Origin of the sequence: Rhodococcus sp. PvR044 (assembly GCF_040548995.1) — a bacterium.
Taxonomy (GTDB): Bacteria; Actinomycetota; Actinomycetes; order Mycobacteriales; family Mycobacteriaceae; genus Rhodococcus_G; species Rhodococcus_G oryzae.
Genome location: NZ_JBEPSX010000006.1, coordinates 37246 through 56519, shown reverse-complemented (window position 1 = coordinate 56519; position 19274 = coordinate 37246). Strand labels below are relative to the sequence as shown.

Here is a 19274-nt window from a genome sequence, read left to right as displayed (position 1 = left end):
GGGCGCCGCAGGCGAGCGCAGAAGGAGTCGGGGCGATGTCTAGGCAACTCGAGGGTCACCGAGTGGCGATCCTGGCGACAGACGGGGTTGAGCAAGACGAGCTGATCGTGCCGCGGCGCGCGGTCGAGGAGGCGGGCGCCGCGGTCACGCTGATCTCCCTCGAGCCGGGGGAGATCCAGGCATTTCGTGCAGATGTGCAGCAGGCGGACCGCTTCCCGGTCGATCTGGTGGTCTCGCGCGCGAGCGTCGACGACTTCGACGGACTGATCCTGCCCGGCGGCACGATGAACCCGGACCGGCTCCGGGTCGACGACCACGCGGTCGCGTTCGTGCGGCACTTCGTGCACGTCGGCAAGCCGGTCGGCGCGATCGGACACGGTCCGTGGATGTTGCTCGAGGCGGACGTGGTCGGAGGTCGGACGCTGACCAGCTGGCCGAGCCTGCGCACCGACATCATCAACGCGGGCGGCAGCCACGTGAACGAGAAGGTCGTGGTGGATCGCAACCTGATCACCAGCCGCGGACCGGCGGACCTGCACTGGTTCTGCGCCGCGATCGTCGGCAAGTTCACACAGATGCCGCAGCCGGTTGAGCCCCTCTGACGCCTTGTCGAGGCGCGAGAACCGGGCGTAGCGTCGAACACAAAGGTTGATCCTCGAGTCGAGGAGGAGTGAGCATGTTCCAGAATCTGTTCGCCGACATGAGGCTGAATATGTTCTCTGATCAGCTGCGACAGTTCCCGGGGCGGGTGCGTCGGTTCCCCGAGAAGTTGAGTCTGTTCTCCGAATGGATCGGTTATGCCCTAGGGCTCGTTGCCGTCCTCACGTTTGCTCTGAGCGTGGTCGCCGCGGCGTCGGGCTTCACCGGCTGGGCGATCGTGGCGGCCCTGGTCTGCGCGGGTTGCGTGCTGATCGGATCGAGCATCGTGAGCAGCGCCGTTGTCCACGATCGACGGGTGCACCAACACACCCCCCGGTTCCCGCTGCCCGGCGGCGACCGCTGGCCCGTGCGATGACGACGACGCCGGGCGCCGCCGGCCGAGAGGAGTCAGCGATGAGTCTGAACATTTTCGCCGGGTGGGTCGGCTTCGGCGGCGTCCTGCTCACCGCGCTCACCCTGGGGATGTTCCTCGTGGCGGCGGGGTCCGGTCACCCTGGCTGGGCAATCGTCGCCGGGTCTGCGCTGGTGCTCGTGATCACGACGGCCATCGTGGTGGTGGGCGGCACCATCCACCACGACCACAAGCTGGGCCGGGACACCCCGCACTTCCCCTGAGCGCCCATGGGTCGGCGCTCAGGACTCGGCGAGCCGGGCCTTCTGCTCGTCGATGTCGAAATCGGCGGGCGGCCAGTCGAGGTCGAGATTCTCCAGTGCGTCGATGAGCAACTCGGTGACGGCCAGTCTGCTGTACCACTTGCGGTCGCAGGGCACCACGTGCCACGGCGCGTGCTCGGTGGAGGTCCGGTCGAGCATGGCCTGGTACGCCTTCTGATACTCCGGCCAGAAGCCGCGTTCGGTGATGTCGCCGGGGTTGAACTTCCAGTACTTGTCGGGCCGCTCGAGCCGTTCGGCCAGGCGAGCCTTCTGCTCGTCCAGCGACACGAACATCGCCACCTTGACGATCGTCGTACCGGACTCGACCAGTTCCCGCTCGAACGCGTTGATCTCCTCGTAGCGCGGCTCCCACACCTCCGGCGGCACCAGGTTGTGCACCCGCACCACCAGCACGTCCTCGTAGTGGGACCGGTCGAAGACACCGAGCTGTCCGTTGCGGGGCAGGGCCTTGCGGATGCGCCACAGGTAGTCGTGGCGCTTTTCCTCGGCGGTAGGGACCCCGAAGGAGGCATGGTCGACACCCTGCGGGTCCACGTGGCCGATCACGTGCCGGAGCATCCCGCCCTTGCCCGCGGTGTCCATACCCTGCAGCACCAGCAGCACCGAGCGGGTGTCGCCGGACCGTCCGTTGGCGTACAGCAGCTCCTGGAGGGCGGACAGGCGTGCGCCGCGCTCCTCGAGCAGTCGCTCGCCCACCGCCTTGTCGCCGACGAAGCCGGGGGTGCCCTTCGTGACGATGTCGGCAACTCGGGTGTCCGGGGTCGCCCGCAGCGCCTCGACCGCGGGGATCTCCCAGTTGCCGACTGGTTCCTTCGGAAGCTTGGCCATGTCGTGACTGTAGTCAGGGTGTGGCGGGTTCGGGCGGCTCCGCCTGCGGCGTTTCGGCTCAGCAACGCGATGGTGAGCGCGGTCACGCGAGGTTAACCTGACGATAGGTACCGGAGAGTCGAGGTCGGACATGGCATCGCAGACGAAGCAGCATCGGTCCCGGGTGCTCATCATCGGCGCGGGTTTTTCCGGGATGGGCATGGCGATCCAGCTGCTGAAGGCCGGCCGCCCTGACTTCGTCATTCTCGAGAAGGCCGATGAGGTCGGCGGCACCTGGCGGGAGAACACCTACCCCGGCTGTGCCTGCGACGTGCCCTCGCACATGTACTCGTTCTCCTTCGAGCCGAACCCCGGCTGGTCCGAGCTGTGGTCCGGGCAGGCGGAGATCTTCGACTACCTGCGAGGCCTCGCCGACAAGTACGGGCTCCGTGCCAAGACCCACTTCGGTCGCACCGTCGACGGCGGGTACTGGGACGAGACCGAGAACCGCTGGCACGTCCGCACCGAGGAGGGCGACGAGTACGTCGCGCAGTACCTCGTCGCCGGTGTCGGTGCGTTGCACGTCCCGAACGTCCCCGACCTGCCAGGGATGGGGGACTTCGGCGGTGTCGCGTTCCACTCCGCCCGCTGGGACCACGACTACGACCTCACCGGCAAGCGGGTGGCGGTGATCGGCACGGGCGCCAGCGCCGTCCAGTTCGTGCCCGAGATCGTCGACGCGGTGGCCGAACTGCAGCTCTATCAGCGCACCCCGGCATGGGTGGTGCCCCGCAAGAACCTCTCGATCGGCACGCGCCTGCGCCGGGTCTTCGACCTGGTGCCGCCGGTCAGGAGGGCATTCCGCGATGGCATCTACTGGGTGTCGGAATCGTTGGCGATCGGTCTCAACGGCCACTCGAATCTGATGCGGCCGCTGGAGACGATCGCGAAGAAGAACATCGCGCGCAGCATCGCCGACCCGGTGCTGCGGCGGAAGCTCACGCCCGAGTACCGGATCGGGTGCAAGCGCATCCTCGGGTCGAGCGACTACTACCCGGCGCTGGCCAAGCCCAACGTGGAGATCATCACCGAGGGCATCGAGAGGGTCACCGAGTCGGGCATCGTGGCCGGGGGCGGCGCCGTTCGCGAGGCGGACGCCATCATCTTCGCGACCGGCTTCCACGTGACCGACGGGTTCGACAGCGTGAACCTCGCGGGCGTCGGCGGCCGGGAACTGGTGCCGTACTGGAACGAGCACGGCATCCAGACGCACCTGGGGATCACCGTGGCGGGCTATCCGAACGCCTTCCTCCTGCTCGGCCCGAACACCGGCCTGGGGCACAACTCGGTGGTGTTCATGATCGAGCAGCAGATCCGATACGTGCTGGCGGCGATGGCGCTCGTCGACGGCAGCGCCGCGGAGGCGATCGCGGTGCGGCCCGAGGTCCAGGATCGATTCAACGAGGACATCCAGGCCAAGCTGTCCAAGGGCGTGTGGACCAACGGTGGCTGCAACAGCTGGTACCTCGATGCCAAGGGCGTCAACCGCACCATCTGGCCCGGGTTCACCTGGCAGTACTGGTTGCGCACCCGCAGGCTCGACCCGTCCGATTTCGAGCTGGTCGGGACCACAGCGGAGACCGCCGTCGAGGTCGCCGAGACCACCGGCTGAGGCCCGGCGGTTGGTAAGATCCTGATCATGGATCGGTCACCGACCGATCCGGGAAATGCGCCCGCCGATGCGGGCGCATTGTCGTGAGTTCCCGAGTCCGCGATGCCGAAGGAGCCAGGCTTGCCGTCGACGCCAAGCGATGCGGTGCCGCTCGTCGCAGTGCTCGAGGAGGGGCCAGCCAGGCGCGGACGGCCACCGCAGCCGGGGTTGTCCGAGACCAGACGCGAGCAGATCGTGTCCTCGGCGATCGAGGAATTCGCCGAGCGTGGCTACGAGGCGACGACCGCAGCGCAGGTGGCCAAGCGCGCAGGGGTTGGCCTCGGCACCGTGTACCGGTACTTCGACAGCAAACGCGAGATCCTCGATCAGGTGATGGAGCGCTGCCTGCGGGAACTGATCGATGTCGTCGACGCGCCCGCGCTGCTCGAGCCGCCGGAGACACTGGAATCGCTGATCGCCCGGATTCGGGACCTCGCGGACGCGCTGTTCGGACTGGTCGAGGACTCACCGAACGTCCTCAAGCTCCTGATGGTCGAGGCGAGCGCGATCGAGGACGAGCTCGGCAGGCGGGTGATGCGCGGCGAGCAGGTGTTGGCCGGTCTGGTCGCGGAGGTGCTCGAGCACGGGATACTGGGCGGCTGGCTGCGCAAGGATCTCGACCCGAACGCGGTGGGTCATTCGATCATCGCCCTGACCTGGCCCGGTCTCCTGCGCGGGCTGCGCGTCGGCCAATGCGCCGCCGACCGGGCGCGGTACACCGACACGATCGTCGCGCTGGTGTCGTTCGGCCTGTGTCGGCCGGGCATGGACGGGCAGGCGCGGTGACCCTCGGGGTGGGTGCCGACGACCGGGTCGCGGGCGGGCGCAGCGCGGAGCGGCGCCGCGAGCTGGTTCAGGCGGCCGCGCAGGTGTTCGTGGCGGACGGCTACGCGAACTGCGGTGTCGCCGACATCGTGGCCGCGCTCGGCGTCGGCCACGGCACGTTCTACAACTACTTCACCAGCAAGCGTGACGTGCTGGATGCGGTCGTGGACCACGGTTTCGAACTGATCAGGGAGCGGATCGTCGACGACGCGCTCGGACGGTCGGCGGACCTCGACGAGTTCTTCGACCGGTACCGGCACATCGTCGATCGCCTGCACGAGCTGGTGCGGCAGGAGCCGGAACTGATCCGCTTCGTGGTGTTCGAGGCGCCGTCGATCGATCCGGTCCTGATCGACCGGCTGCTCGGGGTGTTCGGAGAGTTCGGCGACGTCGCGGCGGAGTTCCTCGCGTCCGGGGTGCGGAGCGGAGATCTGCCCGGCGCCGTTGACCTCGGGGTGGCAGGCGAGGCGATGGGCTCGATCCTGCTCGCCTCCGCGGTGTTCCCGCTGCACGGGCCCGCGACGGCAGAGGATCTGGCGGCGCCGCTCGTCGACTTCCTGCGCTCGGGCATCGGCGGGCCCGTCGCGGCCCGGCCCTGACGCTGTTCGTCGTGCCGGTGGCCGGGTTGTGAAAAGGGGCTGTCCCCGGCCGATGTGGCCGGGGACAGCCCCTTCACGGTGTATCGGTTGTCAGGAGCCGAAGAGCGAGCCGAGGCTGCCGGCGCCGCTGCCGGTTCCGGGGCCACCGGTGCCGTCGCCCGGTCCCACGATCACAGATTCCTGGTCGGAGGACGCGTTGACGGTGCCTGCACCCGAGTACTCGGCGGTGATGGTGCGCTGGCCCGCGGTGGCCGGGGTCCACGCGGCGGTGGCGGTGCCGTCGGCGCCGACCGTGCCGGTGCCGATGACGGTGCCGCCGTCCTTGAAGGTGACGGTGCCGCCGGCGTTGGCGGGGTTGATCTTGGCCGTGAGGGTGGTGGCGGTGCCGACGGCGGCGGCGCCGACCGGGTTGAGGGTGGTGGTCGAGTCGGTGGAGGAGGCGGGTGCCTCGGCCACGTTCACCGATGCGGTAGTGGTGGATCCGACGACGCCGTCACGGCCGGAGAAGGTGGCCGTGAGGGTGTGCGCGCCTGCCGCGGCGGGCACCCACTGGTAGGTGACCTTGCCGTCGGCACCGACCGGCAGCGTGGCGAGGGAGGCTGCGCCGTCACGGAGTTCGACGGTGCCGCCTGCAGCGGCCGGGTTCACGGTGGCGGTGACGGTGGAGGCGCGGCCGACCTGCGCGCCGGTGATCGGTGCGAGCGCGATCGTGGAGGTGGCGTTCTGCTCGGCGACCTGCACGGTGACCGGCGCGGACTGCGAGGCGGTGGCGAATGCGGTGTCGGGGAAGCTGGCGGTGAGGGTGTGTCCGCCGCGGACGGTGGGGGTCCAGGCGAGGGTCGCGGTGCCCGCGCCGTCGAGGGTGGCAGTGCCGATCGGGGCGGTGCCGTCGCGGAATTCGATGGTGTCGCCCGCTGCGCCGCCGGTGACGTTGGCGGTGAGGTTGCTCGGCACGCCGACGCGGGCGCCGGTGACGGCGCCGAGCGTGGTGGTGGTGGCGGTCTTGGCCATGTTGAGCGACGGGCCCTTTTGACCGTAGCCGCCGCTGCCGAGGGATCCGCCGTAGTCCATGCCGGTCGTCAGGGCGACGCCGCGGGGGCAGTTCGGGCCGACCTTGTAGTCGACGCTGTACTCCGGCGAGGCGTGGAAGCCCGGGCGGTTCTGGACCACCCAGGAGGTGACGCCCCATGAGGAACGGACGTAGCCGGTGCCGTTGCCCTCGTCGGCATTGACGTCGTCCGTGTTGGTCGGGGAGCCGCCCATCTTCGCGGAGCCGGGCACGTAGGTCAGGCAGGACGGATGCCGGTCCTTGACGTTGTAGATGAACTCGTCGACCCAGCTGGTCCGGTCGAACTTCGTTGTCACGGTGATGGTGTCGCCGACGGCGGGGGAGGTGTTGCTGACCGTCCTGGTGAAACGGGAGCTGCCGTCGTCCCAGGTGATCGACGCCGGGGCCGCACCGGCGACGCCCGCGCCGAGGAAGGCGAGCGCGCCGATGGCCAGAGTCGTTGCCGCGCCTGCGGCGACGCCGCGGGTCATCTCTCGTGATGTCATGGTGATCCTTCGGTAGCCAGTGCGCGACCGTCGCCATCGAGGCCGCAGCGTGGGGGTGGGGGTTTCGTTGCTCGGCGCCGCGGCGGTCGCGGCGCCGAGCACACGGGGACTAGCTGCCGTTGTTGATGACGCGGGTGATGGCGTCGCCGAGCACGTCGCTGACCGAGCCGGTGGAGCTCAGCTGGCCTTCGGCGGAGCCGACGCCTGCGCCGTCTGCGCTGCCGAGAACGGCCTCGCCCGGGTTCTTGGCCCGCACGTTGAAGCATGCGGTGAGGTTCTCGCGCCTCACTCCGACGCCGACGGTGCCGCTGATGTCGATGCCGCCGCTGGTGACCTTCGTGCCTGCCGGGGTGTTGTCGGGGACGCGGTAGGTGAACTCGGCGGTGACCGGGTTGCCGGAGTTGACGAACCATCCGGTGCTGCTCGCGCGCCAGCCGCCGTCGCCTGTCGGTTCGGGGGTGACGTCCTCGGTGACCTGGCCCTGCGCGAAGTGGTAGGCGGTGACCTTCGTCGAGATGGGGGCGCCGAAGCCGGCCGGCGGGTAGTCGCGGATGGTGTTGACGTAGGGGTTACCGATGCTGGTGGTGCCGACGACGATCTTGTAGGTGACGTTGGTGCCTGCGGCGACCTCGGCGGCCGAGACGGACTTGTCGTACGTGTGGGTGATCCACACGGTGCTCCAGTCGTTCTTGGTGTCGTGGCTGGACTGGACGCAGGCCGGGTCGGCTGCGCTCGCGACGCCCGCTCCGGCGCCTGCCATGAGCAGGCCGGCGGGGAGGGCGGTGGCGGCCGCGAGGGCGGCGATGCGGCGGACGGTGTTCGAAGACATGTTCTCCCTAGTTCTCGCTGTTGCGGTCACGACAGGGTGGTGGCCGCGTACTCTGCCCGACGCAGGGCCTGTCCCGGCGTCGCATCTACCGGAGCGCCCGCCCCGGGAGTGCCGGGGCAGGACCTGAAGGCGACCGCCTGCGTGGCGGTCAAAGGGGCCGGTGCACCTCGGGAGCGCACCGGCCCCGAGCCGTCAGCTCAGAGACTGCATGAAGGTCGCGATCGAGATGGTGCTTCCGATTGCGCCGAGCACGGTGAAGAGGGTTCCCATTGTTTTCTCCTTGAACTTGATTTCCTGAAATGCTGCGGCCGCAACCAGGATGCGGTTGCGGCCGCGACAATTTCTACCACGTCTACCGCAGTTGCGGGAGCGGAACCTTAAACGAAATCAGTCGAGGTTTCAATCTGTGTTGCCGGGGGTCCGTTCGGCCTCACGGACACTGAGCGCGATCGCTACTTTCTTGATGAGGGATGGCGTCGCCGACAGGCTCTGTACTTAGCATCGATCCAGCTCAGGGGTGCATCGTTTCCGCTATTGCGGTCAGGGAAATCCTGGCCGGGTTGACCGCCGGTAACCTCGGTACCCTTCAGTAAATAAAGGGTTCGGTCATTGTTTGCTGGCTCGGGTCGGGAATTCATGAAGTGTTCTCCCGGGTCGGTTCACAGATTGGCGAATCTGCTGTTCCGCGTTGCTGGATTCCGGCCCGTGATTTCTATCGGAGTGGGAAATCTGCTCGTTACTGTTGCCGGATACGCACGACGTGATTCAGTGTTGGGTCACCCGATAAGCCCCCGCGGTGTTCCCGATCATGCGCCATCCGCCGTCGATCTGGGTCAGGCCGAGATCGGTGACGCCGGCGGTGTCGAGGTCGGGGCGTGCGGTGCCGGGGTACCAGGCCTCGAGGCGTCCGGTGCCGGTGCCGGCGAACCCGGTAGCGGTCACCTCCGCGAGGGTGCCGGGGGCAGCCCGCGGGTAGGCGCGCGAGAGTGGGCGGGCGAAGCCCTCGACCAGACCGAGTTGCTCGCCCGAGGGGCAGTCGATCTTGTTCAGGTTGCCTTGAGGCTTGTGGGTGTTGCCGTCGCGGACCGCATGCGGGTCACCGCAGGCCTGGGTCCAGGACCACCAGGCCCCGCCGATCCGGTGCTTGTTCATCGCGTCGACGAATCGATCGACCTGGTCGGCGTCGGCGTCCGGGGCGCCGAACCAACCCCACTCGCCGGTCCACAGCGGTGCCCGGTATCGCGCGGCACCGTCGAGCGCGAGTCGGAAGCCTTCCTCGATCGAGGGGATCTCGCTGCTCACGTTGATCGAGCCGCTGTACAGGTGCGGCGCGAACACCACGAGAGGATCGTTCACATAGTGCGGCGGCGGCAGCGCGTCGACACCGATGGCGGACCAGATCGCGCTCGGTTCGAAGAACACCAGGTGTGCGAACCCACCCTGCTCGGCCTGCCGGATCGCCGCGATCGCGTGCTGGTAGTACCGGCCGATCTGGTCGGCGGCGGTGATGGGGTCCCGCAGGCCGGGGTTGGGCTCGTTGAGCAGGTCGTAGCCGACGACCGCCGGTTCGTCCTTGAATTCGGCGGCCAGTCGCGCCCAGGTGTTGACCAGGTGACCCTGGATCCCCTGGGTGTCGTCGTAGAAGTTCTGGAACGAGCGGGCGACGGCGGGGGAGGTCTCGCGGATCCCGCCGAGGGTGCAGGTGCTCCAGCCGTCGGTGATGGTGGCCCATGCGGGGGCGCCGTCCCATCCGATGCCGGGCTTGAGCGGTGCGGGGCAGGCCTCGCCCGGGGGTGTGCCGACCGCCTTGCCCCATGCGTCCTGGTGCATGTCCAGCACGGTGTAGATGCCGTGGTCCTTGGCGTCGTTCACGGCCTCGCGGATCCGGGCCACGTAGGCCATGTCGAATGCACCGGGGGTGGGTTCGAGGGCGGACCATGCCACGGTCAGCCGAACGACGTTGAAGCCGAGTGTCGCCATCCGGGTGAAGTCGGCGCGTTCGAGAGGTGCGGTGGCCGGGATCGCGGGGTCGTTCTCGGCGTAGTCGTTGAGCTGGTTGACGTTCGCCCCGCGCAGCAGGACGGTCCGCCCGGTGACGTCGGTGATGGAGCTGTCGGTGACGGTCAACCGGGGCAGTGTCCAGTCGCTCGTGGGGGTGGCGGCGGCCTGGGCGGGTACCTGCAGCGCCACGGCGGCGGCAACGAGCACCGGTGCAGTCATGATGCGCATCAGGACTCGGCCCCGTGACCAGCTCATTCTCTACCCTTCATCGAGCGACGTTCGGACGTCCAAGGAACCTTAGGGTTGGGGAGAGTCGAACGGAAACACCCGTTCGCTACGGATTCACAAGCTGCGCTTGTCAGTACGGGATGAACGTCGGCATCGTGCGGTCGTCGAAATCCGGTTCGCTCAGCTTCGCGACGAGATCGGGGCGGGCGTCGCGCACCCGTCGAGCGGTGTCGATGAACGAGCACACGAGCGCCGAATCGTTGTCGCGGTGGCGTGCCACCGCGACCTCGTTGCGGGCGGCGTCGAGGATCGGTACCAGCGCCACCCCGGGAAAGGGAACCCAGCGGGCCGCGGCGGCCGTCACCACGATTCCGACCCCGGCCGCCACCTTCTGATATTCCTCCAGCAACGTGGTCGAGCGGGAGACGGGCGGAGCGGGTGTGCCATTTCGATGCGCATCGAGTTCCCAGAATGCGTTCCACACCGGGTCGGTGCAGGCCGCCCCGAGCATGGGCTCGGAGAGGAGCTCGCTCGCGCGAACCGCGGGGCGATCGGCCAGTGGATGGTCGGTGCGGAGCCCCACCATGAGCGGCTCGTTGAACAGGGGGACGAAGTCGATGCCGTCCGTGGAGATCGGGCGCCGCACGAACGCCACATCCACCGACCGGTCGGCGAGGCCGGCCGAGGGGTCGTCGTAGTTGAACTGACGCAGTTCCACCGTGACGCCGGGATGGCGGGTGCGGAAGGCCGAGAGGATCGGCTCGGTCAGGATCAGCGCCGCGCCCTCGAGAAAGCCCAACACCAGGCGTGCACGCTCGCTGCGCTGCAGCGAGCGTGCACGCTCGGCCGCGGCGTCCATGGCCGCCAGCACCGCGCTCGCATCCTCGAGGAACGCGGCGCCTGCCGCGGTCAAGGTCACGCTGCGGGTGGTCCGCGTCAGCAGGATCACGTCCAGGTCCTGCTCCAGTTGCTTGATCTGCGCGCTCAGCGCCTGCTGCGCGATGTGCAGACGCTGGGAGGCGCGGGTGAAATTCAGCTCCTCTGCGACGGCGACGAAGTACCTCAGCTGGCGGGTCTGCAGCTCCATGGCGCAAGAGTGTAGGTCGGCCGGGCCGCGGAACAGGCGGGAACGGTCAGAGCAGGCCTTCGGTGCCCTCCATCGCGGCGAACGGCCTGCCCGACCGGCCCTCGATCATGTGGCTGCCCCAGAGGTCGATCGAGGACACCGTCGCGATGCCCGAGCCCTCGGGGGTCTCGATCTCCAGCTCCGCGCCGGGCCCGACCGTCGCGCCGTCGCGCATCGACTCCGCGAGCCGGCGGACCCGGCCCTGCCAGAGGTAGCGACCGCTGATCGGCTCGAAATGGCCGACCAGCTGGACGTCGAGCGCGAGGGTGGGGTGCGAACCGACCGTGATCAGCGCCCTTCCGGAGTAGCCGTCCGGTTCGTCGTGGTCCTCGCCGGTCTCGGCGCTGAAGTCGCTCACCCCGCAAGAATACCTGTTACCTCAGGTAACACAAGACCGTCAGAGGCCCTCGGCGGCGTCCCCGCGGAGCAGCGGATGCGGATTGGCGTTGAAACGCGCGGGAGAGCCTGCGACCTCCGCGATCCCGGTGATCCCGCCCCACGTCATCATCGTCAGGTAGTCGATCAGGTTCTCCGCGGTCATCGACTTGTTGGAGATCCACCAGTGGGTGGCGAGCTGTACGGCGCCGACGATCCCGTAGGCCCACGGCAGCGACCCGCCGGAATCCATCTCCATCAGGCGCAACCGTTCGCCGAGGACGGCGGAGAGCAGCTCGGCGATCATCCGCTCCGATTCGGCGACGACGTCGCGGTTGCCGCCCGCGCTGTTCGCCATCACGTAGAGGTAGACCTCTGGGTCTTCGGCGACGGTCTCGACGTACGCGGTGATCGCCATCCGCGCCAGCTCGTACTCGTCCATGTCGCTGCCGATCGCGGCGTACATCCGCGGCGCGAGCACCGTCTCGACATAGCGCATCATGGTGGCGCTGGTCAGGTCGTTCTTGTCGTTGAAGTACCGGTACAGGACGGTCTTGGAGACGCCGATCTCGGATGCGATCTCGTCCATGCCGATGTCGCGCCCGCGCACCCGGATAGCCGCGATGGTGCCGTCGACCAGTTCCTCGCGGCGCGCGATCTTGTGTTCGCGCCACCGCCGCTTGCGGCCGTCCGGCTTCTCGGGCTTGGCCGCCTCCTCGGATCTCTCGGGCTTGGTCGCAGTCTCGGTCTGTTCGGGGTCCTGTGCTGTTGGCACTGAGTTCTTGGGCACTGGGTTCGCCACATCCGTTCGGTTTGATCTCCTGCACAGTTTAGGCGGGGGTTCGAGCAGGAGCCGACGATTGACCCGGCGTGGCCCGGAGATTCGGCACAATGGGCCTGGTGCAGTTGCTCACCGTCGATGACGCCGCCAAGAAGCGTGACCTCCGCCGGATGAAGGCCCTCGCCACGGGGTTCCTCGTCCTGGCCACCGTGGTGTATTTGGTCGCCCGCTGGCAGGAGAGCAAGGGCGCGCCGGAATGGGTCGGCTATGTCCGGGCCGCGTCCGAGGCGGGCATGGTCGGCGCGCTGGCGGACTGGTTCGCCGTGACGGCGCTGTTCCGGCATCCGCTCGGGCTGCCGATCCCGCACACCGCGATCATCAAGAAGAAGAAGGACCAGCTCGGCTCGAACCTGAGCAGCTTCGTCGGGCAGAACTTCCTCGCGCCCGACGTCGTGTCGCAGAAGGTGGAGGCCGCGCAGGTCCCGCTGCGGGTCGGCACCTGGCTGGCCGAGCCGGCGCACGCCACGCGGGTGGCCGCGGAGACCGCGACGATCCTGCGCGGGTTCGTCTCGGTGCTCCGCGACGAGGACGTCCAGCAGATCATCGACAGCACGATCGTCCGCAGGCTCGCCGAGCCGGCCTGGGGGCCGCCGATCGGCAAGGTGCTCGCGGAGTTGATCAAGGAGAACCGACAGCTGCCGCTGCTCGACCTGCTCGCGGAGCGGGCCCATCAGTGGGCGCTGGGCAGCCAGGACACGATCGACCGGATCATCGACCGGGACAGTCCGGCCTGGTCGCCGAAGTTCGTCGACGCGCTGCTCGGCGAGAAGATCTACAAGGAGCTCGTGGAGTTCACCTGGAAGGTGCGCTCGAACCCGGAGCACGAGGTTCGGCTGGCCGCCAACCGCTTCCTCGTCGACTTCGCGAACGACCTGCAGAACGACCCGGCGACCATGGCCAAGGCCGAGAAGGTCAAGGCGGAGATCATGGGCCGGAAGGAGGTCACCGGAGCCGCCGAGGCGGCGTGGAAGGTGGCCAAGCGGATGATCCTCGAGTCCGTCGACGACCCGGACAGCACGCTGCGGGCCAAGATCCGCGACACCGTGATCCGGCTGGGGGAGCGGCTGCGCGACGATGCCGAACTGCGAGCCAAGGTCGACGGCTGGCTCGACAGCGGAACCCGCTACATCGCCGCGAACTACACGGAGGAGATCACCGGCGTCATCACCGACACGGTGGCGCGCTGGGACGCGGAGGAGGCCAGCCGCAAGATCGAGCTGCAGGTGGGGCGGGATCTGCAGTTCATCCGGATCAACGGCACCGTGGTCGGTGCGCTCGCCGGGCTGACCATCCACACCGTCTCGCAAGTGTTGTTCACCTGACCGCAGCCCGCTGCTAACAAGAGTGCTTGCAATAGTTAGCACGCTCCCGTACCGTGGGATTCACCCACCAGGTAGGGAGTGTGATGGCCGACGAAACGCCCACTGGCGACAGTGCCGGTGATGTGGCCGCGCGGGTGGTCAGCTCCGCGGCGCAGGACATCGGCAGCTTCATCAAGTCGCAGCGGGAGGCCGCGCAGGTGTCGTTGCGGCAGCTCTCGCAACTCACCAACGTCAGCAACCCCTACCTGAGTCAGATCGAGCGTGGGTTGCGCAAGCCCTCGGCAGAGGTGCTCGGGCAGATCGCGAAGGGACTCCGCGTGTCCGCGGAGGTGCTCTACATGCGGGCTGGATTTCTCGAAGATCGCCCAGCCAGTCCGGTGCGGGACGCCCTGCTCTCCGATACCTCCGTCACGGAGCGACAGAAGCAGGTCCTCCTTGAAATCTACGAATCGTTTCGGCGCGAGAACAATCCGCGCCTCGACCCCCAGCCCGAAAAGGAGAACCAGGAATGACTGAACTCAAAGGTCTCGACAGCGTGAAGACCCCGTTGTACGCCGCAGTCGGCGCGGGCGACGTGGTCGTCCAGGCCGTCGCCGACGTCGTCGCCCAGGTGCGTTCGCGTGCCACCGCCAACGGCGAGGAGGCCATCACGGTCGACGCCGCCCGCGAGCGCTTCGAGAAGCTGACCGGCGACCTCACCGAGGGTGTCGAGAGCCTCCGCGAGCGGCTTGCCGGCCTGCCGTCCGAGCTGCCCGAGGAGCTCGCCGAGCTGCGCGAGAAGTTCACCGCCGAGGAGCTGCGCAAGGTCGCCGAGGCGTACCTGAAGGTCGCATCCGACATCTACACCTCGCTCGCCGAGCGGGGAGAGGAGACCGTCGAGCGTCTGCGCAAGCAGCCCGCCGTCGAAGAGGGCATCGAGCGCGCCGAGTCGGTTCTCGGCGACGCCGCCACCCTTACCGAGGAGGCCCTCGGCACCGTTGCCCGTCAGACCCGGGCCGTCGGCGAGCAGGCCGCCAAGCTGGCCGGCCGCGCCGCGGAGCGCATCAGCGACGTCGCCGACGAGGTCAGCGACGCCGTGACCGAGGCTGGCGAGAACGTGGCCAGCCGCTTCGTCGGCGCGGGCGAGAAGGCCGAGTCCACCACCAAGACGGCCGCGGCCAAGGTCGACACGGCCGCCACCAAGGCGCCCGTCAAGAAGGCCCCGGCCAAGAAGGCTCCGGCCAAGCCGGCCGCCCCGAAGCCCGCCGCGACCGCGGCCAAGGCTCCGGCCAAGAAGGCCCCGGCCAAGAAGGCCACCAGCTGACGGTTCGCACAGCTGAATCGAGTTCGGCCCCCGCGCATCACGGTGTGCGGGGGCCGAACTCGTAGGATGGATACATGCCGACCGTCAACGGCCTCACCGGCCTGATCATGCTCGCGCTCCAGCTCGCCGCCATCGCGGCGGGCGTTTTCGCGGTCTTCCACGCGATCCGGCAGCGCACCGACGCCTTCACCGCGGTCGACAAGCTGAGCAAGCCGATCTGGCTGGGCATCCTGCTGGTCGCGCTGCTGGTGCTGCTGCTGCCCTTCGGAATGCTCTTCTGGATGATCGCGGTCGTGGCGATCTGCGTGTACCTGGTCGACGTGCGACCGCGGGTGGACGAGGTCCAGCGCGGGCCGCGCTGGTAGTCGGTCCCCCTCGCGTTGGGGGCGTCGCTCGCACCCCCAAATTGTCTGCGAATATCAGTTACATATAACCCTTGACAACGGTCATTCCCGCCACGCATTCTTGAGGTAAGTCGATACCGGCGCGTGTCACCGGATCCGATGCCGAGGAGTGGCGATGTCGATCCTTCACGTACGCAAGGCCGTGAACAGGTCCGGATCCCGCCTGGCCAGGGCGGGGGAGCGGCAGGACACGGCGAGCCGACTACTGGCCTCGGCGGCCAGGAAGTCCTACGACCCCCTCATCGAGGTCGACTGGGAGGCGCCCATTCCGGCGGGCCTCTACGGCATGACGCCGGAATGGTCCAGCCTCTACGGCACCGACCTCTGGGAGTCGATGACCGAGGACCAGCGGATCACACTCACCAAGCACGAGGCCGCGAGTGTCGCAGGCACCGGAATCTGGTTCGAGATGATCCTCATGCAGATGCTGCTGCGCGATATCTACAGCCACGACCCGTCCGAGCCGCACGTGCAGTTCGCGCTCACCGAGATCGCCGACGAGTGCAGGCACTCGACGATGTTCGCCAGGTCGGCGCAGCGTTTCGGCGTCCCGTCCTACCGGCCCAAGCGGTGGATCCGAGAGTCGGCGCGCGCCTTCAAGGCGACGGCCTCCGGTTCGCTCGCCTACGGCGGCACGCTGTTCGCCGAGGAGATCCTCGACATGATGCAGCGCGACTTCATGAAGGACGAGCGGGTGCAGCCGCTCACCAGGACGGTGAGCAGGATCCACGTCCTCGAGGAGGCGCGGCACATCAAGTTCGCCCGCGAGGAGACCGTCCGGCGCGTCGACGGCATCTCCTGGTTCACCAGGGCGCGGGTCCGGTTGATGCTCGGCGTGACCGCCTACTTCATCGTCACCAGCCTGGTCAACGACAAGGTGTACGAGGCCGCGGGGCTGGACCCCGAGCGAGCCCGCGCGGCGGCGAAGGCCAACAAGCACTACCACGACATGCTCCGCGAGGGCAGCGCGAAGACCGTCGAATTCCTGAGCGAGGTCGGGTTGATCGGCGGGCCGTCGAAGCTCCTGCTGCGCCGGGCACACATCATCTAGCGCCGCCGGGACCCGGCGCGACCACGGCATCGTGTGACGTCAGGGCAAGGGCGGCTTCCCAATCGACAACGAACAGCACATCACGGAGGTGGACAGGTGACGGCACAGTCACGGGGTTCGAAGCGACGGATCCTCGTCGGAGCGGCGGCCGGAGCGGCGATCATCGGTGTGGGCGCGGTCGTGCTCTCCCGGCGGACCAGGTCGAGCGCACCCTTTGTGGCCGAGCCGAATCCCGCGCTGAGCGATCCCGTGCACCGGCCCGAGACGATCTCCGTCACCTCGGCGGACGGGCACCCGATCCACGTGGTGGCCTACGGCGATCCCGAGGCGCAGCCCATCGTGCTCAGCCACGGCTGGACCTGCTCGACCGCCTACTGGTACCCGCAGATCAACGCGCTGGCCGACGACTTCCGCGTCATCACCTACGACCAGCGGGGGCACGGGCGTACCGAGCTCGGTCGCAACCCGCTCAGCACCGACCTGCTGGCCGACGACCTGGCCGCGGTGCTCGAGGCCACCGTGACCGGCGACAAGAAGGCCGTCCTGGTCGGCCACAGCATGGGTGGCATGAGCATCATGTCGTGGGCCGGTAGGTACCCGGAGCACGTCCGGGCGAAGGCCCGCGCGGTGATGCTGGCGAGCACCGCGACCGACAGCCTGGTCGCAGAGTCCACGCTGATCCCGCTCTCGCAGCGGCTGCCGACGATCCCGCCGCCGGTGGGCCGGGTTCTCCTGGGCTGGCGCAGCTCGGTGCGGGTGGATACGCCCGCCACCCGCCGCGTCATCCAGTACGCGGCGATGGCGCCCGGGTCCACGCGCGAGGAGGTCGAGTTCTGCACCCGGATCGTGCTCGACTGTCACGGCCGGACCCGCGGCGGCTGGGGCGCCGCGCTGAGCATGCTCGACATCCGCGCCGCGCTGGAGAACCTGCAGGTACCGACCACCGTGCTGGTCGGGACCGCCGATCGGCTCACCCCGCAGTCGCACTCGCGGCGGATCTCGGACGTGCTGGACGAGGCCGGGCACCTGCAGCGCCTGATCCGGCTGCCCGCGATCGGCCACATGAGCACTGTCGAGGCCCCCGGCCCGGTCAACGACGAGATCCGCCGCCTCGCCCGACTGTGAGTCCTTCTGGCCCGCAGGGGGACCACAAGGACTCACGGGCGCGGAGCGCCTAGCTGAAGACGACGGTCTTGCGGCCGTGCACGAGCACCCGGTCCTCCAGGTGCCAGCGCAGGCCACGGGCGAGCACCAGCTTCTCGATGTCGCGACCCTGGCGCACCATGTCGCGGACCTCGTCGGCGTGGTCGACCCGGATCACGTCCTGCTCGATGATCGGCCCGGCATCCAGCTCGGCTGTCACGTAGTGGCAGGTCGCGCCGATCAGCTTCACGCCCCGCGCGAACGCCTGGTGGTAGGGCCTGGCGCCGACGAAGGACGGCAGGAAGCTGTGGTGGATGTTGAGCGCGCGCCCGGCCCAGTGCTCGCACAGGTCGGCGGGCAGCACCTGCATGAAGCGGGCCAGCACCACCGCGTGGGGGTCGTGGGCGTCGACCAGGTCGCGAACCCGGTTGAACGCCGGGCCGCGCTCGGCCGGGTCCTTCGGGAACGGCACGTAGTGGAAGGTGAGCCCGTGCGCCTCCACGACGGGCGCCAGGTCCATGTGGTTGCCGATGACCGCGCAGATGTCCGCGGGTAGCTCGCCGCCCGCGGCGCGACCGAGCAGGTCGTGCAGGCAGTGTGCCTCCTTGCTCACCAGCAGCACGACGCGCTTGCGCTCGGACGAATCCTGCAGCGTCCACTCGGTGTCGGGGCCGAGCTCGGCGGCGACCGCGGCGAACGCGGTGCGGAGCTCGTCGATGCTCATGTCGATCGAGGAGGCGCTCACGGCCTGCCGGGTGAAGAACCAGCCACTGTCGGCGTCCGCGTGGTACGCGGCCTCGACGATGGATCCGCCGACCTCGGCGAGGAACGTGGAGATCCGGGCGACGATGCCGGTGCGGTCCGGGGTGCCGAGCGAGAGCACGAAACGGCGGTCGTCGTCGGTGGTAGGCGAGCTCATGGACCCAGTGTCGCAGGTACCGGTCAGCGGTCGACGACTGCCGTGGCGACCAGCGTGCCCAGGTCGAGGGTCTCGATGTCGCGTTCGGTGAGCAGCGTCAGGAACTCGAGCCGGATCGCCTCGACGGTGCCGGGGTCGAGGCCGACCAGGGTGCCGCGTAGGGCGCTGCCCAGCACCAGTCCCCATGCCAGCTCGGGGGTCGCGGGCAGCCAGTTGGACAGCTCGTTGATCTCGACGGCGGAGGTGCCGAAACCGGCGAGCCAGGCGCTCAGCGCGTCGGTCGTATCGAGTTTCTTGAGCGGGTCATCGCGGTTGTCGCGGGCACCGACGTCGAAGCCCGGCACGTGCCGCCCGACCGCGTCGAAATACGCCCCGGCGTAGTCCTCGAGGGCGCCGCGGCGCCAGGCCGTGACGCCGACCTTGCCGCCGGGGCGGACCAGGTTCACCAGCCGGTTCACCGACTCGTCCATGCGTGGGAGGAAGAACACCCCGTAGGAGCTGGCCAGCGCGTCGTAGCCGGCCTCGGGGACCGTGCTCGGCGGCTCCCATTCCGTGGCGTCGGAGTGCACGAAGTCGATGTTCTGCAGGGCGCGATCGGACGCCAGCAGCCTGCCCTCCTCCAGCAGGTCGTCCGCGAGGTCGACGGCGTGTACCAGGCCGCCCGGACCGACGGCGGCGGCCGCGGGCAGCGCCGAGGCGCCTGCGCCGCAACACACGTCGAGGACCGCGTCGCCCGGCCCCAGCCGCAACTGGAAGGCCAGTGCCTGCCCGGCCGGGCCCCAGATCTGTGGGGTCAGCCAGGTGAACTCGGCCGCGCCTGCGTTGAACACGGCGGCCAGCTCGTCGGCGCTCATACCGACACGGTAGCCGCGACGGTTCACATTATGGAACGTGTCACCGC

21 protein-coding genes are annotated in these 19274 nt (G+C 68.7%); 12 read left to right on the top strand and 9 right to left on the bottom strand.

Annotated features, from left to right (window positions below):
- Positions 1-35: 35 nt before the first annotated feature.
- The 3 genes from ABIC28_RS15405 (at position 36) to ABIC28_RS15395 (ending at position 1275) form a co-directional block, all read left to right on the top strand.
- A complete protein-coding gene (locus ABIC28_RS15405; protein WP_097210345.1) occupies positions 36-602 on the top strand; it encodes a type 1 glutamine amidotransferase domain-containing protein in 567 nt (188 codons plus the stop codon).
- A 74-nt stretch (positions 603-676) separates the two neighbouring features.
- Positions 677-1015, top strand: a complete 339-nt coding sequence (locus tag ABIC28_RS15400; RefSeq protein WP_257017032.1) for a hypothetical protein — start codon at positions 677-679, stop codon at positions 1013-1015.
- A gap of 38 nt (positions 1016-1053) precedes the next feature.
- Entirely contained in the window at positions 1054-1275 is a 222-nt protein-coding gene (locus tag ABIC28_RS15395; RefSeq protein ID WP_097210206.1) for a hypothetical protein, read from the top strand.
- Between the two features lie 18 nt (positions 1276-1293).
- On the opposite strand, the gene ABIC28_RS15390 is transcribed toward ABIC28_RS15395, so the two are convergent.
- Entirely contained in the window at positions 1294-2163 is an 870-nt protein-coding gene (locus ABIC28_RS15390; RefSeq protein ID WP_269588539.1) for a polyphosphate kinase 2 family protein, read from the bottom strand.
- A gap of 130 nt (positions 2164-2293) precedes the next feature.
- Here ABIC28_RS15390 and ABIC28_RS15385 point away from each other — a divergent pair, with 130 nt between their 5' ends.
- From ABIC28_RS15385 to ABIC28_RS15375, 3 genes are all read left to right on the top strand, one after another.
- Positions 2294-3814 (top strand): flavin-containing monooxygenase, encoded by a 1521-nt coding sequence (locus tag ABIC28_RS15385; RefSeq protein ID WP_354579667.1) that lies wholly within the window; start codon positions 2294-2296, stop codon positions 3812-3814.
- 120 nt (positions 3815-3934) lie between these two features.
- On the top strand, positions 3935-4639 hold the full coding sequence (locus ABIC28_RS15380; RefSeq protein ID WP_209928569.1) for a TetR/AcrR family transcriptional regulator: 705 nt from the start codon (positions 3935-3937) through the stop codon (positions 4637-4639).
- Positions 4636-5277, top strand: a complete 642-nt coding sequence (locus tag ABIC28_RS15375) for a TetR/AcrR family transcriptional regulator (protein WP_209928571.1) — start codon at positions 4636-4638, stop codon at positions 5275-5277. The genes ABIC28_RS15380 and ABIC28_RS15375 overlap by 4 nt, the downstream gene beginning before the upstream one ends.
- A 90-nt stretch (positions 5278-5367) precedes the next feature.
- Here the strand turns inward: ABIC28_RS15375 and ABIC28_RS15370 are convergent, their stop codons facing one another.
- From ABIC28_RS15370 to ABIC28_RS15345, 6 genes are all read right to left on the bottom strand, one after another.
- Positions 5368-6831 (bottom strand): Ig-like domain-containing protein, encoded by a 1464-nt coding sequence (locus ABIC28_RS15370; protein ID WP_269588542.1) that lies wholly within the window; start codon positions 6829-6831, stop codon positions 5368-5370.
- A 109-nt stretch (positions 6832-6940) separates the two neighbouring features.
- The gene (locus ABIC28_RS15365) at positions 6941-7660 is read right to left on the bottom strand and encodes a hypothetical protein (RefSeq protein WP_209928573.1); all 720 of its coding nucleotides are present in this window, start codon (positions 7658-7660) and stop codon (positions 6941-6943) included.
- Between the two features lie 765 nt (positions 7661-8425).
- Entirely contained in the window at positions 8426-9889 is a 1464-nt protein-coding gene (locus ABIC28_RS15360) for a glycoside hydrolase family 5 protein (protein ID WP_502945029.1), read from the bottom strand.
- 130 nt (positions 9890-10019) lie between these two features.
- Entirely contained in the window at positions 10020-10976 is a 957-nt protein-coding gene (locus ABIC28_RS15355; RefSeq protein ID WP_097210213.1) for a LysR family transcriptional regulator, read from the bottom strand.
- 46 nt (positions 10977-11022) lie between these two features.
- Complete coding sequence (locus ABIC28_RS15350) at positions 11023-11373, bottom strand: DUF4873 domain-containing protein (RefSeq protein ID WP_354579663.1); 351 nt, start codon at positions 11371-11373, stop codon at positions 11023-11025.
- Positions 11374-11412: 39 nt separating this feature from the next.
- Positions 11413-12180, bottom strand: a complete 768-nt coding sequence (locus ABIC28_RS15345; RefSeq protein ID WP_097210215.1) for a TetR/AcrR family transcriptional regulator — start codon at positions 12178-12180, stop codon at positions 11413-11415.
- A 101-nt stretch (positions 12181-12281) separates the two neighbouring features.
- On the opposite strand from ABIC28_RS15345, the gene ABIC28_RS15340 reads away from it, so the two are divergent.
- From ABIC28_RS15340 to ABIC28_RS15315, 6 genes are all read left to right on the top strand, one after another.
- On the top strand, positions 12282-13553 hold the full coding sequence (locus ABIC28_RS15340) for a DUF445 domain-containing protein (RefSeq protein ID WP_354579661.1): 1272 nt from the start codon (positions 12282-12284) through the stop codon (positions 13551-13553).
- Between the two features lie 83 nt (positions 13554-13636).
- Positions 13637-14065: a helix-turn-helix domain-containing protein gene (locus ABIC28_RS15335; protein WP_097210217.1), complete on the top strand. Its 429-nt coding sequence runs from the start codon at positions 13637-13639 to the stop codon at positions 14063-14065.
- Positions 14062-14856, top strand: a complete 795-nt coding sequence (locus ABIC28_RS15330; RefSeq protein ID WP_097210218.1) for a heparin-binding hemagglutinin — start codon at positions 14062-14064, stop codon at positions 14854-14856. The genes ABIC28_RS15335 and ABIC28_RS15330 overlap by 4 nt, the downstream gene beginning before the upstream one ends.
- 74 nt (positions 14857-14930) lie before the next feature.
- Positions 14931-15221, top strand: a complete 291-nt coding sequence (locus ABIC28_RS15325) for a DUF2516 family protein (protein ID WP_027501186.1) — start codon at positions 14931-14933, stop codon at positions 15219-15221.
- A gap of 154 nt (positions 15222-15375) precedes the next feature.
- Positions 15376-16311, top strand: coding sequence for an AurF N-oxygenase family protein (locus tag ABIC28_RS15320; protein WP_097210348.1), 936 nt, complete (start codon positions 15376-15378; stop codon positions 16309-16311).
- Positions 16312-16407: 96 nt separating this feature from the next.
- Positions 16408-17436 carry an alpha/beta fold hydrolase gene (locus ABIC28_RS15315; protein WP_097210219.1) on the top strand — a complete coding sequence of 343 codons (1029 nt, stop codon included), beginning with the start codon at positions 16408-16410 and terminating at the stop codon, positions 17434-17436.
- 49 nt (positions 17437-17485) lie between these two features.
- On the opposite strand, the gene purU is transcribed toward ABIC28_RS15315, so the two are convergent.
- Both purU and ABIC28_RS15305 read right to left on the bottom strand, forming a co-directional pair.
- The gene (gene purU / locus ABIC28_RS15310; RefSeq protein ID WP_097210220.1) at positions 17486-18373 is read right to left on the bottom strand and encodes a formyltetrahydrofolate deformylase; all 888 of its coding nucleotides are present in this window, start codon (positions 18371-18373) and stop codon (positions 17486-17488) included.
- Positions 18374-18396: 23 nt separating this feature from the next.
- On the bottom strand, positions 18397-19227 hold the full coding sequence (locus tag ABIC28_RS15305) for a class I SAM-dependent methyltransferase (RefSeq protein ID WP_269588545.1): 831 nt from the start codon (positions 19225-19227) through the stop codon (positions 18397-18399).
- Positions 19228-19274 lie beyond the last annotated feature (47 nt).

Bases quoted from the DNA above. Each gene is read 5' to 3' on its own strand.
- ABIC28_RS15330 (WP_097210218.1), top strand. From the start codon at position 14,062: ATGACTGAACTCAAAGGTCTCGACAGCGTGAAGACCCCGTTGTACGCC.
- purU (WP_097210220.1), bottom strand. From the start codon at position 18,373: ATGAGCTCGCCTACCACCGACGACGACCGCCGTTTCGTGCTCTCGCTC.
- ABIC28_RS15320 (WP_097210348.1), top strand. From the start codon at position 15,376: ATGTCGATCCTTCACGTACGCAAGGCCGTGAACAGGTCCGGATCCCGC.
- ABIC28_RS15395 (WP_097210206.1), top strand. From the start codon at position 1,054: ATGAGTCTGAACATTTTCGCCGGGTGGGTCGGCTTCGGCGGCGTCCTG.
- ABIC28_RS15385 (WP_354579667.1), top strand. From the start codon at position 2,294: ATGGCATCGCAGACGAAGCAGCATCGGTCCCGGGTGCTCATCATCGGC.
- ABIC28_RS15400 (WP_257017032.1), top strand. From the start codon at position 677: ATGTTCCAGAATCTGTTCGCCGACATGAGGCTGAATATGTTCTCTGAT.
- ABIC28_RS15405 (WP_097210345.1), top strand. From the start codon at position 36: ATGTCTAGGCAACTCGAGGGTCACCGAGTGGCGATCCTGGCGACAGAC.
- ABIC28_RS15340 (WP_354579661.1), top strand. From the start codon at position 12,282: ATGGGCCTGGTGCAGTTGCTCACCGTCGATGACGCCGCCAAGAAGCGT.
- ABIC28_RS15370 (WP_269588542.1), bottom strand. From the start codon at position 6,831: ATGACATCACGAGAGATGACCCGCGGCGTCGCCGCAGGCGCGGCAACG.
- ABIC28_RS15305 (WP_269588545.1), bottom strand. From the start codon at position 19,227: ATGAGCGCCGACGAGCTGGCCGCCGTGTTCAACGCAGGCGCGGCCGAG.
- ABIC28_RS15390 (WP_269588539.1), bottom strand. From the start codon at position 2,163: ATGGCCAAGCTTCCGAAGGAACCAGTCGGCAACTGGGAGATCCCCGCG.
- ABIC28_RS15365 (WP_209928573.1), bottom strand. From the start codon at position 7,660: ATGTCTTCGAACACCGTCCGCCGCATCGCCGCCCTCGCGGCCGCCACC.
- ABIC28_RS15325 (WP_027501186.1), top strand. From the start codon at position 14,931: ATGCCGACCGTCAACGGCCTCACCGGCCTGATCATGCTCGCGCTCCAG.
- ABIC28_RS15360 (WP_502945029.1), bottom strand. From the start codon at position 9,889: ATGCGCATCATGACTGCACCGGTGCTCGTTGCCGCCGCCGTGGCGCTG.
- ABIC28_RS15355 (WP_097210213.1), bottom strand. From the start codon at position 10,976: ATGGAGCTGCAGACCCGCCAGCTGAGGTACTTCGTCGCCGTCGCAGAG.
- ABIC28_RS15335 (WP_097210217.1), top strand. From the start codon at position 13,637: ATGGCCGACGAAACGCCCACTGGCGACAGTGCCGGTGATGTGGCCGCG.